Source organism: Gordonia sp. PvP123 (assembly GCF_040547295.1).
GTDB classification, from domain to species: Bacteria; Actinomycetota; Actinomycetes; order Mycobacteriales; family Mycobacteriaceae; genus Gordonia; species Gordonia terrae.
On sequence record NZ_JBEPPN010000001.1, the window covers coordinates 369,814 to 383,801 of the forward strand.

A 13,988-nucleotide genomic window follows, 5' to 3' on the forward strand; every position below is an offset into this window, starting at 1 on the left:
GGTCAGAGGTCCTTGGTCTTCGGCGCCGGGGTGTCGGAGCCGGTCGGGTCACCGGCGGACTCGACCTCCGGCGTCTTGGCCATCCCACGGCTCTTGATCAGGCTGGCCACCGTCGTGATCACCAGGACACCGAGGATCACCGACAACGACAGGGCCGTCGAGATCTCGGGGACCGCCACGTGCTCGCCGCCGTTGATGAATCCCAGGGTGTTCTCGTGCAGGGCGTGCAGCACCAACTTGACGCCGATGAACGCGAGGATGATCGACAGGCCGATGGACAGGTAGACGAGACGATCGAGCAGTCCACCGATGAGGAAGAACAGCTGACGCAGACCCATCAGCGCGAACGCGTTGGCGGTGAAGACGAGGTAGGGCTCGGACGTGAGTCCGTAGATCGCCGGGATCGAGTCGAGCGCGAACAGGACGTCGGTGAAGCCGATGACGATGAGGACCATCAGCATCGGGGTCGCGAGGCGCTTGCCGTTGACGCGGGTGAACAGTTTGTCGCGGTCGTACGAGTCATGCGTGCGCAGGTAGCGCTTCACGAACCGCTCGAGGCGCGTCTCGCGCTCCTCCTCGTGCTCGACCGGGTCGTCGCTCTCGCGGAGCAGCTTGACGGCGGTGAAGATCAGGAACGCGCCGAACAGATAGAACACCCAGCTGTAGGCGTTGATCGCGGCGGCGCCGACGGCGATGAAGATGCCGCGCATGACCAGGGCCATCAGGATGCCCAGCAGCAGGACCTTCTGCTGATATTCCTTGGGCACCGCGAACTTCGCCATGATGATGACGAAGACGAACAGGTTGTCCACCGAGAGGGCCTTCTCGGTGACGTACCCGGCGAAGTACTCACCGCCGAAGGTGGAACCCCAGTTCCACCAGACGAAGAGACCGAAGATGACGGCGAAGCCGATGTAGACCGCCGACCAGATGCCCGACTCCTTCAGCGACGGCGCGTGGGGCACGCGCACGTGGGTGAAGAAGTCGAACACGAACAGTCCGAGGATCACCGCACAGGTGATCAGCCATACGGACAGCGACACATCCATTCCATACCTCCAGCAGGCAGCATGAGCTGACGAGCCAGAGGTCTCTCCCACCGAACGGGGGCCGACGCTCCGGGTCCCGGCCGCGACGATGATCGGCATCGTCGGGGGTCGTGACCGTATTGACGGAGACGCCGCTTTGGGGATACTCCCCTCATGGATCTTCGGCCACCATATACAAACCGCCGGTGACGCGCAGAAACCGCTGGTCAGGCGAACGCGTCAGGTGTCAGAACTGTCCGTTTCGCCGTCCCCTCCGGTGATGGAGGCGATCACGCCGGCGAGATCGTCGGGCTTGACGAGCACCTCTCGCGCCTTCGATCCCTCGCTGGGTCCGACCACTCCACGCGTCTCCATGAGGTCCATCAACCGGCCGGCCTTGGCGAAACCGACCCGCAGCTTGCGCTGCAGCATCGACGTCGAGCCGAACTGACTCGACACGACCAGTTCGATGGCCTGCAGGAGATCGTCGAGGTCGTTGCCGATGTCGCTGTCGATGTCCTTCTTGTCGCCGGCCTTCGCCGCGGTGACGCCCTCGGTGTACTCCGGCTCGGCCTGCTCCTTGGAGAAGTCGACGACCGCCGCGATCTCCTCGTCGGTGATGTAGGCGCCCTGCATGCGGATCGGCTTGTTGGCACCCATCGGCAGGAACAACCCGTCGCCCATGCCGATCAGCTTCTCCGCACCCGGCTGGTCCAGGATGACGCGTGAGTCGGTCAGCGACGACGTCGCGAACGCCAGCCGCGACGGCACGTTGGTCTTGATCAGACCGGTGACCACGTCGACCGACGGGCGCTGCGTCGCGAGCACCAGGTGGATACCGGCGGCGCGCGCCTTCTGGGTGATCCGCACGATGGCGTCCTCGACGTCGCGCGGCGCGGTCATCATCAGGTCGGCGAGCTCGTCGACGATGGCCAGGATGTACGGATACGGCTTGTAGACGCGTTCGCTGCCCAGCGGGGCGGTGATGTCACCGGACCGGACCTTCGAGTTGAAGTCGTCGATGTGACGCACGCGCGAGGCCTTCATGTCCTGGTAGCGCTGCTCCATCTCCTCGACGAGCCACGCCAGGGCCGCGGCGGCCTTCTTGGGCTGGGTGATGATCGGCGTGATGAGGTGCGGGATCCCCTCGTACGGGGTGAGCTCGACCATCTTCGGGTCGATGAGGATCATCCGCACCTGCTCCGGGGTCGCCCGGCTGAGCAGCGAGACGAGCATCGAGTTGACGAAGCTCGACTTGCCCGAACCGGTCGAACCGGCGACGAGCAGGTGCGGCATCTTCGCCAGGTTCGCGCTGACGAAATCGCCCTCGATGTCCTTGCCGAGGCCGATCACCAACGGATGCTTGTCTTTTCGGGTCGACGGCGAGTTCAGCACATCGGCGAGGCGGACCATCTCGCGGTCGGAGTTGGGGACCTCGATGCCGACCGCGGACTTGCCGGGGATGGGCGCGAGCAGGCGGACGTTGTCCGTCGCCGCGGCGTAGGCGATGTTGCGCTGCAGCGCGGTGATCTTCTCGACCTTCACGCCCGGGCCGAGTTCGATCTCGTAGCGCGTGACGGTCGGGCCGCGGGTGTATCCGGTCACCGCGGCATCGATCTTGAACTGCTCGAGCACCCCGGTCATCCGGTCGATCATGTCGTCGTTGGCGCTGCTGCCCATCTTGGGCGGATCGCCCTCGAGGAGCAGATCGGGCGGCGGCAGTCGATAGTCCCCGTCGCCCGTCGGGTCCGACGGGACGAACGCCTCGTCGTCCGCACTCTCGTCCGCGGGGTCGGGCTGGGGTTCCGGTTCGGGTGCGGGGCGCGGTGCCGGCCGCGCGGTCGCCCGCCGGGCGGGGGTGGTGCGGGTACGGGGGCTCGGTGCGATCACCTCGGTGACCTGATCGGTGACACCACCGGGGGCATCCGCGAAATTCTCGGTGACGGCCTCCTCGAGCGGTGCGGCGTCGGCGACGTCGGTGGGCTTGCGCCGCGCCGTTCGTCCCGAGGTCCGCGCGGGCGTCGAGTCCGGCGGGTAGTTGTCGTACGGATTCGACGAGTACGGGCGGCGCCGGGACCGCGATGCGAGGGCGTCGGAATCCCAGCGGTCCGAGTCGGCGTCCGCATCGCCGCCGGCCGGATCGCCGAAGTCGGGATCCTCGTAGTTCTCGGCGTCGGTGTCCCACGCCTCCGCGTCCCACTCGTCGTCGTCCCAGGGCGCGTCGTCGGCGCGGCCCACCCCGAGACCGAGGTAGCCCGCGGCGGCGTCCACCACCTCGCGGACGGTTCGTCCACTGAGGATGAGCACGCCGAATGCCATGCACAGCAACAAGATCGGGACGGACACCCAGGCGGTGACACCCGCCGTCAACGGTGTGCCGACGGCGAAACCGACAAAGCCTGCGGCCCCGGAACGGCCCGGGAGATCAACCGGCGCCCCGGCGACGAGGTGCATCAGACCCAGCAGCGGCAGGACCACGAGGAACCCGCCCGCCAGGTAGCGACCGCGTCGCTCCGGAGCAGCCGGGCGGCGCATCAGGACGACGGCCAGCGCGAGCAGACCGACCGGCACGACCACCGCCGCGGTGCCGATCACCGCACGGATGAGGGCTTCGATGAAGGCGCCCACCGGGCCGGCCGCGCCGAACCAGACGCTGGCACCGACGAGCAGGCCGAAGGCCAGGAGCCCGAGCGCGATTCCGTCACGTCGATGGCTGTGACCGCCGGCGCGGGGCCGACCACGCTCGTCCACCCCGGCGTCGTCGTCGAACAGGTCCGCATCGAAGTCCGCGTCGTCGCCGTCGTCGTACTCCCCGACCACTTCCGTGCGCGGCCCGCGCCCGACGCCCGAACCCGCCCGTGCGGCACTTCCGACTCCGCGCGCGAACAGCGACCACCCGGCGCCGATGCCCTTGCCGACCGCGGACGCCCCGGCCGCGGCGACCGACCGGCGATGCAGGTCCACCGACTCGGCGGGCGCCGATCGTGCAGTGGAGCGGGAGCCGCCTCGCGAGGCCCCGGCCTTCGACCTCGTGGTACCGCCGCTCGTCGGCTTGCCGGTGGACTTGCCGCTCCTCGAGGCGCCACCCTTCGAACCGCTCGTCGAACGCCGGCCGGCGGTCGGATTCCCCGAGGTCGAACTCCCGCGCGTCGACCCACCGCGTGCGGAACCGCCGCGTGTGGAGCCGGCGGCGCCGCGCGAAGAGGACGCGCGCGTACCCGTGCTTGCCTTCGAAGCCATACGGACAGACTAGTGGGCGGTGATCACATCAGTCACACGGGCAACACGGACAACGGGGTACGTGTCGAAGTTGTGACCGCTCTACAAGCCCCGGGAACTCGCTCGGACATCTGAGATCGCCGAGTCGTCGCCGGTGAAGGTGACGTCGACGGGGGAACGACCGAACGCGAAGAGCACCAGCTCACCGATCCGGCCGGTGACGACGACCTCCTCGCCCGATCCCGCGGTGACGAGGTCCTCACCGTCGGGGGTACGCAGCGTCACCCGGGCAGGGACCTTCTTGAGCGTCATCTTGCCCATCGACTTCGCCGGAGTGCGCAGCTCCGCCTCGAGTTCCGGGGTCAGCGCCCGCGGGGTCCAGGGACCGTCGGGATCGGCGCCGCCACGCAGGACGTCCTCGTGGTGGACGAACATCTCGGCCAGATTGGCGAATCGGTCGACCAGTTTGAACGGCGAGAAGACCGGTGGCCCCGACGCCAGCAGCGCGAGTTGCTCATCCCAGTCCTTCGACGTCGCCTGAACCCGCACTTTCTCGGTGTGGCCGGCGAAGGCGGGGATGAGGATGCCCGGGCCGGTGTCGGGTCGCCGCTCGCGGACGACGAGATGGGCCAGGAGGTCGCGGGTGGTCCAACCCTCACACAGGGTGGGCGCGTCGGGGCCCACCTTCGCGAGGGTCTCGACGAGGGCTGCTCTTTCGTTCTGTGCACCGGTCACACGACCACGGTAGCGACATCACCGGGAATTCGTTCCTTGGCGCCGGTCAGTCCCCCACCGCGATGACCGTGGGCACGATCATCGGCCGGCGACGATAGGCGGTCGACACCCAGCGCCCGACCGCTCGCCGGATCCCCTGGGCGATCCGGTGCGTGTCGGAGACGCCCTCGGCGGCCAACGAATCGAGCGTCTGGTTGACGATCTTCGCCGCCTCCTTGAGCGCGTCGGGGTCATCGGAGAATCCGCGGCCGGAGACCTCGGGCGTGCTCACTGCCCGGCCCGTCGCCACGTCCACGGCCACCGTGATGGCGATGAAGCCGCCCTCACCCAACACGAGGCGTTCGGAGAGCGTCGACTCCCCCACGTCGCCGACCGAGAGGCCGTCGACGTAGACGTGCCCGACCGGAACCCGTCCGACGATGTCGGCCCGACCGTCGACGAGGTCGACCACGACGCCGTCCTCGGCGAGGACCACCCGGTCCTCGGGCACACCGGTCGCGACCGCGAGTGCGGCGTTGGCACGCAGGTGCCGCCATTCGCCGTGCACGGGCATCGCATTCGAGGGGCGCACCGCGTTGTAGAGGTAGAGGAGCTCGCCGGCCGACGCGTGGCCCGAGACGTGGACCTTCGCGCTCTGCTGGGTGATGACGGTCGCGCCGCGCTTGGCGAGACCGTTGACGACGGCGAACACCGAGTTCTCGTTGCCGGGGATGAGCGAGGACGCCAGCACGACGAGGTCGTCGGCCCGGATGTTGATCTGCCGGTGCTCGCCGCGTGCCATCCGCGAGAGCGCCGACAGCGGCTCACCCTGCGAACCGGTGGAGATCAGCACGACGCGATGGTCCGGCAGGCTCGCGGCGGTGTCGAGGTCGACGACGACGCCGTCGGGGACCGAGAGGTAGCCGAGGTCCTGCGCGATCTGCATGTTGCGCACCATCGAACGGCCGACGAAGGTCACCCGCCTGTTGTGGGTGTGGGCGACGTCGATGATCTGCTGGATGCGATGGACGTGGCTGGCGAACGACGCCACGATGACGCGCTGCTTGGCCTTGCCGATGACCTGGTCGAGAACCCCGCCGATCTGGCGTTCGGGAGTGACGAAGCCCGGCACCTCGGCATTGGTGGAGTCCACCAGGAACAGGTCGACGCCCTCGTCGCCGAGTCGGCTGAAGCCGGCGAGGTCGGTCAGGCGGCCGTCGAGCGGGAGCTGGTCGAGCTTGATGTCGCCGGTGTGCAGCACCACGCCGGCGGGGGTCCGGATCGCCACCGCGAGCGCGTCGGGGATCGAGTGGTTGACCGCGAAGTACTCGCACTCGAACGGGCCGTGCGACGTCTTCTGGCCTTCGACGACCTCGACGAGCTTGGGTCGCAGGCGATGCTCGCGACACTTGGCCTCGACGAGGGCGAGCGTGAACTTCGCACCGATCACCGGGATGTCGCTGCGGAGCCGGAGCAGGAACGGCAGGGCGCCGATGTGGTCTTCGTGGCCGTGGGTCAGGATCACCGCGTCGACGTCGTCCATGCGGTCTTCGATGTACCGGAAGTCCGGCAGGATCAGGTCGACACCCGGCTGTGCGTCCTCGGGGAACAGCACACCGCAGTCGACGATCAGCAGACGGCCGTTGTACTCGAAGACGGTCATGTTGCGGCCGATCTCGCCGATACCGCCGAGAGCCACCACGCGCAGACCACCCTTGGGCAGTCGTCGGGGTGTGCCCAACCGGTCGACGGGGGCCGGGGTCGCCGGCTCGGTCCGACGCCCACCGCGGGCATCACCGCGTTCGTGACGCGGCCGGCGGGTGTTCGACGCGGGGTTCGCCGGACGCTTGGCCGCATGCTTCGGGGCGGTCGCGTCGGAGGTGGCGGGTGTGGCGGGCTGCGTGGCCACGGCCGGCGGCGGACTGGGCGGGCCGGCCTTGCGGGCGGCCGCCCGGCGTCGGGTCCGGGGACGGTCGGTGCCGGGGGTGTCGTTGCCGGTGTGGGGACCGGTGGTGTCGTTGTCCGTCATCAGACCAGGACACCTGCCGCACGCAGATCCACGATCAGCTGCTCGATCTGCGCCGGGTTCGCCGGGACCTGCGGAAGGCGCGGGTCGCCGACCTCCAGCCCGAGGATGCGCAGTGCCGCCTTGACCATCGTGACCCCGCCGAGCCGGCCCATGGCGTTGACCAGCGGGAGCATCGAGGTGTTGATCGCCCGGGCGGCGTGGAGATCGCCCTTCTCGACGGCGATCTGCATGTCCCGCAACCGATCCGGGACGAGGTGACCGATGACGCTGACGTACCCGGTGGCACCGATCGAGAGCCACGGCAGGTTGAGCGCGTCCTCACCGGAGAGGTACTCGAGGCTGGTGCTCGCGATCAGACCGGCCGCCGAGTGCAGATCGCCCTTGGCGTCCTTGACCCCGCGGATGTTGGGGTGTTCGGCGAGAGCGAGCATCGTCTCGTTCATGATCGGGACGACCGACCGTGGCGGGATGTCGTAGAGCAGGACCGGCAACGCGGTGGCGTCGGCGACGGTCCGGAAGTGCGCGAGGAGGCCGGCCTGAGGCGGCTTCGAGTAGTACGGGGTCACGACGAGGAGCGCGTGGGCGCCGATCTTCTCGGACTCGATCGCGAACCGGACGCTCTCTGCGGTGTCGTAACTGCCTGCGCCCTGGGTGATCCGGGCCCGGTCGCCCACCGCGTCGAGGACGACCCGGAGCAGCTCGAGCTTCTCCGGCACCGTGGTGGTCGGCGACTCGCCGGTGGTACCGGACACGACCAGCCCGTCACAGCCCTTGGAGACCAGGTGGTCGGCGAGGACGGCCGCCTTGTCCAGATCGAGGCTTCCGTCCGTGCGGAAGGGGGTGACCATCGCAACCACGTTCGTCCCGAAGGGATGCTCGTGCAGCGGTTCCTGGACTGCGTTCATGGTGCTCAAGGCTACCGCCTCCCTGTCCGTGACGATCCTCACCCTTCCAGCACGAACGGTGAGGTCGCGACCTCGGTCCCGTCGGCCAGGGTGCCGATCTCGAAATCACCGAACACGGTGGGCGCCACGCGCATCAGCTGGCGTAGGCATTCCACCGCCAGCTGGCGGATCTCGACGTCGGCGTGCTCGGTGGCACGCATGCCGACGAAGTGCCGCCAGGCTCGGTGGTTGCCGGTGACGACGATCTTGGTCTCGGTGGCGTTCGGCAGCACGGACCGAGCGGCCTGACGTGCCTGTTTCCGACGCAGGATGGCGTTGGGGACGTCGGCGAACTTCGCCTCGAGCGCCGCGAGGAGTTCGGTGTAGGCGGCCCGGCTGGCGTCGGTCGCCGCGGTGAACAGGTCCTCGAGTTCGGGGTCGCCCACGATCGCGGGCGGCGCGACGACGTTCGAGTCGTGCTCGGGCACGAACCGCTGGGACAGTTGCGAGTACGAGAAGTGCCGGTGCCGGATCAGCTCGTGGGTGCACGACCGCGAGATCCCGCTGATGTAGAAGGTCACCGAGGCGTGCTCGAGCAGCGACAGGTGCCCGACCTCGAGGATGTGCCGCAGATAGCCGGCGTTCGTCGCGGTGCGCGGGTTCGGCTTGTCCCAGCTCTGGTAGCACGCCCGACCGGCGAACTCGACGAGCGCCTCACCACCCTCGGCGTCGGTGCTCCACGGCACGTCCTCCGGAGGGGTGAACTGGGTCATCGCCACCATCTGCACCTTCAGCGGCACCAATTCGGACACGCATGTCTCCTGTCGTCCCTCACGTACGGCCACACCTCCGCGTGCCCTGCGGTACCCGATTCTCCCCCACCGCCTCCGTACCGCACCTTCGGGCTGTGCCCGCGGGTAGAGTCCCTGGGGGCGTGCTCGACGACCGGGGGTGGGATGCGATGACGACACGACGCGATTTCCTGCGCACCGGTGCGGTCGTGACCGGGACCGCGCTCGCCGCACCCGCAGTCGTCGCCCACGCGGCACCGCGGTCGCCCGAGTCCTCGTCCGCGCGCGTCTTCGCCCACGGCATCGCTTCGGGCGACCCTCTTCCGAATGCCGTCATCCTCTGGACCCGCATCACCCCGACCCCGGCGGCGACGCCCGGTTCCGGGATCGGACCGGAGAGTCTGGTTCGCTGGGAGGTCGCCGGTGATCCCGGGTTCGGGACTGTCGTGGCGTCGGGCCAGACCCGCACCTCGACCGACGCCGACCACACGGTGAAGGTCGATGTCACCGGCCTGGCCCCGCGGACCCGGTACCACTACCGCTTCACCGTCGTGTCCGGCCCGGCGGCCGGTGCGGTGTCGCCGGTGGGGCGGACGCGCACCGCACCCGCGGCCGGCGCCGACGTCGCGAAGATCCGTTTCGGCGTCGTCTCGTGCGCCAACTGGGAGGCCGGTTACTTCGCCGCCTACCGTCATCTGGCCGCGCAGCCCGCACTCGACGCGGTGGTCCATCTCGGCGACTACTTCTACGAGTACGAGACCGGCCGCTACACCGGCAAGACCGGAACCGTTCGGGCGCACGAGCCCCGGCACGAGATCATCACGTTGCGCGACTACCGAACTCGCCACGCGCAGTACAAGACCGACCCGGATCTGGCCGCATTGCACCGGGAACAGCCGTTCATCTGCATCTGGGACGACCACGAGTCGTCGAACGACTCGTGGTCGGGCGGCGCGGAGAATCACCAACCGGGCGAGGGGTCCTGGGCCGCGCGGCGCACCGCGGCGCTACGCGCCTACGCCGAGTGGATGCCGATCCGCCCCGCCGTCGACACCGCGGGCCGGCATCTGTTCCGCAGGCTCCGCTTCGGCCGTCTGCTCGAATTGTCCATGCTCGATCTGCGCTCCTATCGCGACCTGCAGGTCAGCGCGCGGTCGGCGGCCATCGACGATCCCGCCCGCTCGATCCTCGGCCGCGCGCAGATGTCGTGGCTGACCAACGGACTCACGTCGTCGGAGACCCGCTGGAGGATTGTCGGCAATCCGGTGATGATCGCCCCGGTGCTGATCCCCCCGCTGGATCCGCAGACGACCGGGGCGGTCACCGCGCTGCTGGGCATCCCGCGCGAGGGAATCCCGTACAACGCCGACCAGTGGGACGGTTACGCGGCCGATCGCCGGCGGTTGCTGGAATCGCTCCGCCGCGATCGCGTCGACAACGTCGTGTTCATCACCGGCGACATCCACTCGTCGTGGGCCTGCGACATCCCGGCCGACCCGGCGAATTATCCCGGCGGCGGGAGCGTCGCGACGGAACTGGTCGGTACGTCGATCACGTCCACCAACATCGACGACATGCTGAACGTGCCCGCCAACACCGCGGGGGTCGCCGTGTCCTCGGCCTTCGGTGCCACCAACCACCACGTCCGCTGGAGCGAGTTCGACGCGCACGGCTATTCGGTCCTGACCGTGACCCCGGCGGCCACCCAGATGGACTGGTATTTCGTGCACGACAAGACGAACCCGCGGTCGGGGCAGTACTACGCGAAGTCCTACCGAGTCGCCAGCGGCACCCAGCGGGTCGTCCCGGCGGGCGGGCCCGCGGTCTAGCTGCCGGTGTCGACCTGATCGAGCAGCGCCGACAGCTTGGCGTGGGTGTCGGGCCAGCCGTGAACCGCGATCGAGGTGATCCCGAGGGCCTTGACCGGGTAGTCGTTGCCGCCTTCGTCGAGCCGGTCGCCGAAGAACAGGATGTCGCTTGTGCCCAGTCCTAGGATGTCCATCAACTTCAGTGCGCCATAGGCCTTGTCGATGCCCTTCTTGGTGACATCCACCGACGTCGAACCACCGCTGCGCACCTCGAGGTCGGGAAGTCGCTCGGCAGCGTAGGCGCGCAGTGACTCCTTCTTCGCCCCGTCGGGGTCCCAGGCCGCCTTCGCATCGACCGGGGCCTTCTGGCCCAGCGCGCTGAAGGTGATCTGGCTGCCGCGGTCCTCGAGGATGTCACCCCACGTCTCGCTCGCCCACAGGCCTAGTTCGCGAGCGCCGGTCTCCAGCACGTCGAGAGTGCGCTGCTTCTCGTCGTCGGTGAGGAATTCCGCGTAGACCGTCTCCCACTCGTCGCCGGACCATCGCACGTACTGGGTTCCGCAGGTCGGCATGAGGTGGAGGTTCCCGACGCTGTCGAAACTGCCCAGGCGCGCGAGCACCTGCTTCTCGAACTGGGCGAAGTTGCCGCCGGAGATGATGCAGCCCAGGCTCACGTCGAGCATGCGACGCAGGAGCTCGACCATCTTGTCGTCGAGCGGGCTCTTCGACGGCGCCAGGGTGTCGTCGAGATCGAACATCACCAATCGGTAGTCGTTGCCCTCATACGACACGGTCATCTCTTCGTCTCCCATCGCTGTCGTGAACTTCTGATCTCCAGGATTGCATCAACCGGTGCACAGCACCCGCCGTGACTCACCCGCCGTGCGCGAGGCGTTGCAGGTCGGGCGCGAGGTCCCCGCGCCCGGCCACGACGACGTCGTCGAGGTCCTGCCAGCCGGCGAAGTTCCGCAGATCCGCGGACAGCCGGTCGGCGACGAGGTCGCGGGGATGCCCCGGTTCGCAGTACGCCCCGAGGACCAGGAGGGTGCGGTTCTTGCGGTCGGCCTTCAGGTCCACGCGCGCCGCGATGTCGGTGCCCAACAGGTACGGCAGCACGTAATAGCCGTGCACGCGTTTGTGTTCGGGCACATAGATCTCGATGCGGTAGTGGAAGTCGAAGAGACGCTCGGCCCGCGGACGGAAGAAGACCAGCGGGTCGAACGGCGACAGGATGGCCGAGGTGTCGACGCGTCGCGGCATCGCTGCGCCCGCGGCCAGGTAGGCGGGGTCGCGCCAGCCGTCCACGGAGATCTCCTGCAGCGCCCCGCTCTCGACGAGTTCGGCGACCGCGGGTCGCGCGTCGGCCGGCCGGAGCCGGTAGTAGTCCGCCAGATCGGCGACGGTCGCGACTCCGAGTGCCTGTGCGGCGCGGCTGACGAGTTCACGGTGCGCCTCGGCGCGGCTGGGTCGCTGCGCGAGGGTGTCGGCGCCGACGACCCGCTCGGTGAGGTCGTAGTGGCGCACGAAGTTGCCGTTGCGCACGGCGGACAGGTCACCGGCAGCGAACATGGCCTCGCACAGGTGCTTGACCTCACCCCGCTGCCACCAGCTGCCCGCGGCGCCGGGTGCCCGTTCGATGCCCAATTCCGCTTCGATGGCGCGGGGCGTGGTCGCGCCCAGCGCCTCGATCACCGCCCGGACGTCACTCACCAGAGAACGGTTGCGACGCATCACGTCTCGCGTGTGCCGATACCGTCCATCGGCGAATTCATCCATCCGCCACCGGAAGAGCGGCCAGTCGGCCACCGGGATCAGCGCGGCCTCGTGCGCCCAGTATTCGACGAGCAACCGCTGACTCCGCCCGGGTTGCCACGCGGCGCGGTGCAGCAGATCGGGGTCGTAGGGGCCGAGCCGAGAGTACAGCGGCATGTAGTGGGCTCGCGCGGCGATGTTGACCGAGTCCATCTGCAGGAGCCTGGTCCGGCCGACAACCCGCTTCAGGTGCGCCATGGTGGGCGCCGCGGCGGGCCCGCGGTCGGTGAAACCCTGTGCGGCCAGCGCGGTTCGGCGCGCCTGAGCCGGCGAGAGACGATCCGGCGGCATCAGGCCTGCCGGGTCCGCCGGTAGTCGACGAATCGGTACGGGATCCCGCTCGTCGAGGTCTGCCACTCGCCACGGACCGCCACCGTCCAGTCGTCGGTGATCTCCGGCGCATGCGCGTCGGCACCGTCGACCTCGACGTCGATCTCCGTCACGCACAGTTCGGTGGCGAATCCCATTGCCAGCCGGTAGATCTCGCCACCACCGATGACCCCGATATGGTCACCGCCGGCCAGCTCGAGCGCGTCGGCGACCGATCCCGCGACCGTCGCCCCGTCGGCGGACCATCCCGCGTCGCGGGTGACCACCACATTGGTACGGCCGGGCAGCGGCCGGAAGCGCGGCGGCAGCGAATCCCACGTCTTGCGGCCCATGACAACCGGGTGCCCGACCGTCAGTTCCTTGAACCGAGCCACGTCTTCGGGGACCCGCCACGGGATCGTGTTGTCCCGGCCGATCGCCCCGCCCCGTCCCTGCGCCCAGACCAGCCGCACCTGGCGCGACCCCTCCCCCGCGAGGTCGGATGTCACACTGCCACCGGGGCTTTGATCCCGGGGTGGGACTGATAATCGACGATGGCGATGTCGTCGTACTCGTAGTCGAAGATCGAGTCCCGCTTGCGCAGTTCCAGTTTCGGATACGGATACGGCTCGCGCGACAGTTGCAGCGTGACCTGGTCGACGTGGTTGTCGTAGATGTGGCAGTCGCCGCCGGTCCACACGAACTCGCCGACCTCGAGGCCCGCCTGCTGGGCCATCATGTGGGTCAGCAGCGCATACGACGCGATGTTGAACGGCACGCCGAGGAACAGGTCGGCGCTGCGCTGGTACAGCTGGCACGACAGTTTGCCGTCGGCGACATAGAACTGGAAGAACGCGTGGCAGGGCGGCAAGGCCATCTGCGGGATCTCCCCCACGTTCCACGCGGACACGATGTTCCGGCGCGAATCGGGGTTGGTCTTGAGCAATTCCAGCGCGGCCGAGATCTGATCGATGTGCTCGCCCGACGGGGTCGGCCAGCTCCGCCACTGCACCCCGTAGACGGGTCCGAGTTCACCGTTCTCGTCGGCCCATTCGTCCCAGATGCTCACCCCGCGCTCCTGCAGCCACCGCACGTTGGAATCACCGCGCAGGAACCACAGCAACTCGTAGACGATCGACTTCAGGTGCACCTTCTTGGTGGTGATCAGCGGGAAGCCCTCGGCGAGGTCGTAGCGCAACTGTCGACCGAACAGGCTGCGTGTCCCGGTTCCCGTGCGGTCGGCCTTCGGTGTCCCGGTCTCCATGACGAGGCTCAACAGGTCCTCGTACGGTGTCGGGATGGTCCCGGTCGATGACATGTCGCGGATGGCCGTACTCACGGCTGCCAGTCTAGGCAAAGCCGCGGTCGTACCGCCGGGCGCACGACACGACGCC

Annotated in this window: 11 protein-coding genes; 1 reads left to right on the forward strand and 10 read right to left on the reverse strand. The window is 68.6% G+C overall.

All coding sequences use genetic code 11. From position 1 onward, the window contains the following. Positions 1-2: 2 nt before the first annotated feature. The 6 genes from ABIC25_RS01685 to thyX form a co-directional block, all read right to left on the reverse strand. On the reverse strand, positions 3-1,049 hold the full coding sequence (locus ABIC25_RS01685) for a TerC family protein (protein WP_004021861.1): 1,047 nt from the start codon (positions 1,047-1,049) through the stop codon (positions 3-5). A gap of 219 nt (positions 1,050-1,268) precedes the next feature. After that, positions 1,269-4,268 (reverse strand): FtsK/SpoIIIE family DNA translocase, encoded by a 3,000-nt coding sequence (locus ABIC25_RS01690; protein WP_354559658.1) that lies wholly within the window; start codon positions 4,266-4,268, stop codon positions 1,269-1,271. Between the two features lie 81 nt (positions 4,269-4,349). Beyond that, a complete protein-coding gene (locus ABIC25_RS01695) occupies positions 4,350-4,982 on the reverse strand; it encodes a TIGR03085 family metal-binding protein (protein ID WP_239403448.1) in 633 nt (210 codons plus the stop codon). 46 nt (positions 4,983-5,028) lie between these two features. Then, complete coding sequence (locus tag ABIC25_RS01700) at positions 5,029-6,990, reverse strand: ribonuclease J (protein WP_354559660.1); 1,962 nt, start codon at positions 6,988-6,990, stop codon at positions 5,029-5,031. After that, complete coding sequence (gene dapA, locus ABIC25_RS01705) at positions 6,990-7,895, reverse strand: 4-hydroxy-tetrahydrodipicolinate synthase (protein WP_064571729.1); 906 nt, start codon at positions 7,893-7,895, stop codon at positions 6,990-6,992. Before dapA ends, ABIC25_RS01700 begins: the two co-directional genes overlap by 1 nt. A 38-nt stretch (positions 7,896-7,933) precedes the next feature. Beyond that, positions 7,934-8,686 (reverse strand): FAD-dependent thymidylate synthase, encoded by a 753-nt coding sequence (thyX, locus tag ABIC25_RS01710; RefSeq protein WP_004021867.1) that lies wholly within the window; start codon positions 8,684-8,686, stop codon positions 7,934-7,936. 149 nt (positions 8,687-8,835) lie between these two features. Here thyX and ABIC25_RS01715 point away from each other — a divergent pair, with 149 nt between their 5' ends. Continuing rightward, entirely contained in the window at positions 8,836-10,494 is a 1,659-nt protein-coding gene (locus ABIC25_RS01715) for an alkaline phosphatase D family protein (RefSeq protein ID WP_354559661.1), read from the forward strand. Here ABIC25_RS01715 and ABIC25_RS01720 read toward each other — a convergent pair. The 4 genes from ABIC25_RS01720 to ABIC25_RS01735 all read right to left on the reverse strand — a co-directional run bounded on the left by ABIC25_RS01720 (position 10,491) and on the right by ABIC25_RS01735 (position 13,933). Continuing rightward, on the reverse strand, positions 10,491-11,270 hold the full coding sequence (locus ABIC25_RS01720) for an HAD-IIB family hydrolase (protein WP_354559662.1): 780 nt from the start codon (positions 11,268-11,270) through the stop codon (positions 10,491-10,493). The two genes, ABIC25_RS01715 and ABIC25_RS01720, sit on opposite strands and share 4 nt — an antisense overlap. A gap of 76 nt (positions 11,271-11,346) precedes the next feature. Beyond that, positions 11,347-12,576 carry a winged helix-turn-helix domain-containing protein gene (locus ABIC25_RS01725; RefSeq protein WP_354559663.1) on the reverse strand — a complete coding sequence of 410 codons (1,230 nt, stop codon included), beginning with the start codon at positions 12,574-12,576 and terminating at the stop codon, positions 11,347-11,349. Continuing rightward, positions 12,576-13,103: a dihydrofolate reductase gene (locus ABIC25_RS01730; RefSeq protein WP_248645298.1), complete on the reverse strand. Its 528-nt coding sequence runs from the start codon at positions 13,101-13,103 to the stop codon at positions 12,576-12,578. The genes ABIC25_RS01725 and ABIC25_RS01730 overlap by 1 nt, the downstream gene beginning before the upstream one ends. Continuing rightward, positions 13,100-13,933 carry a thymidylate synthase gene (locus tag ABIC25_RS01735; RefSeq protein WP_354559665.1) on the reverse strand — a complete coding sequence of 278 codons (834 nt, stop codon included), beginning with the start codon at positions 13,931-13,933 and terminating at the stop codon, positions 13,100-13,102. The genes ABIC25_RS01730 and ABIC25_RS01735 overlap by 4 nt, the downstream gene beginning before the upstream one ends. Positions 13,934-13,988: the final 55 nt, after the last annotated feature.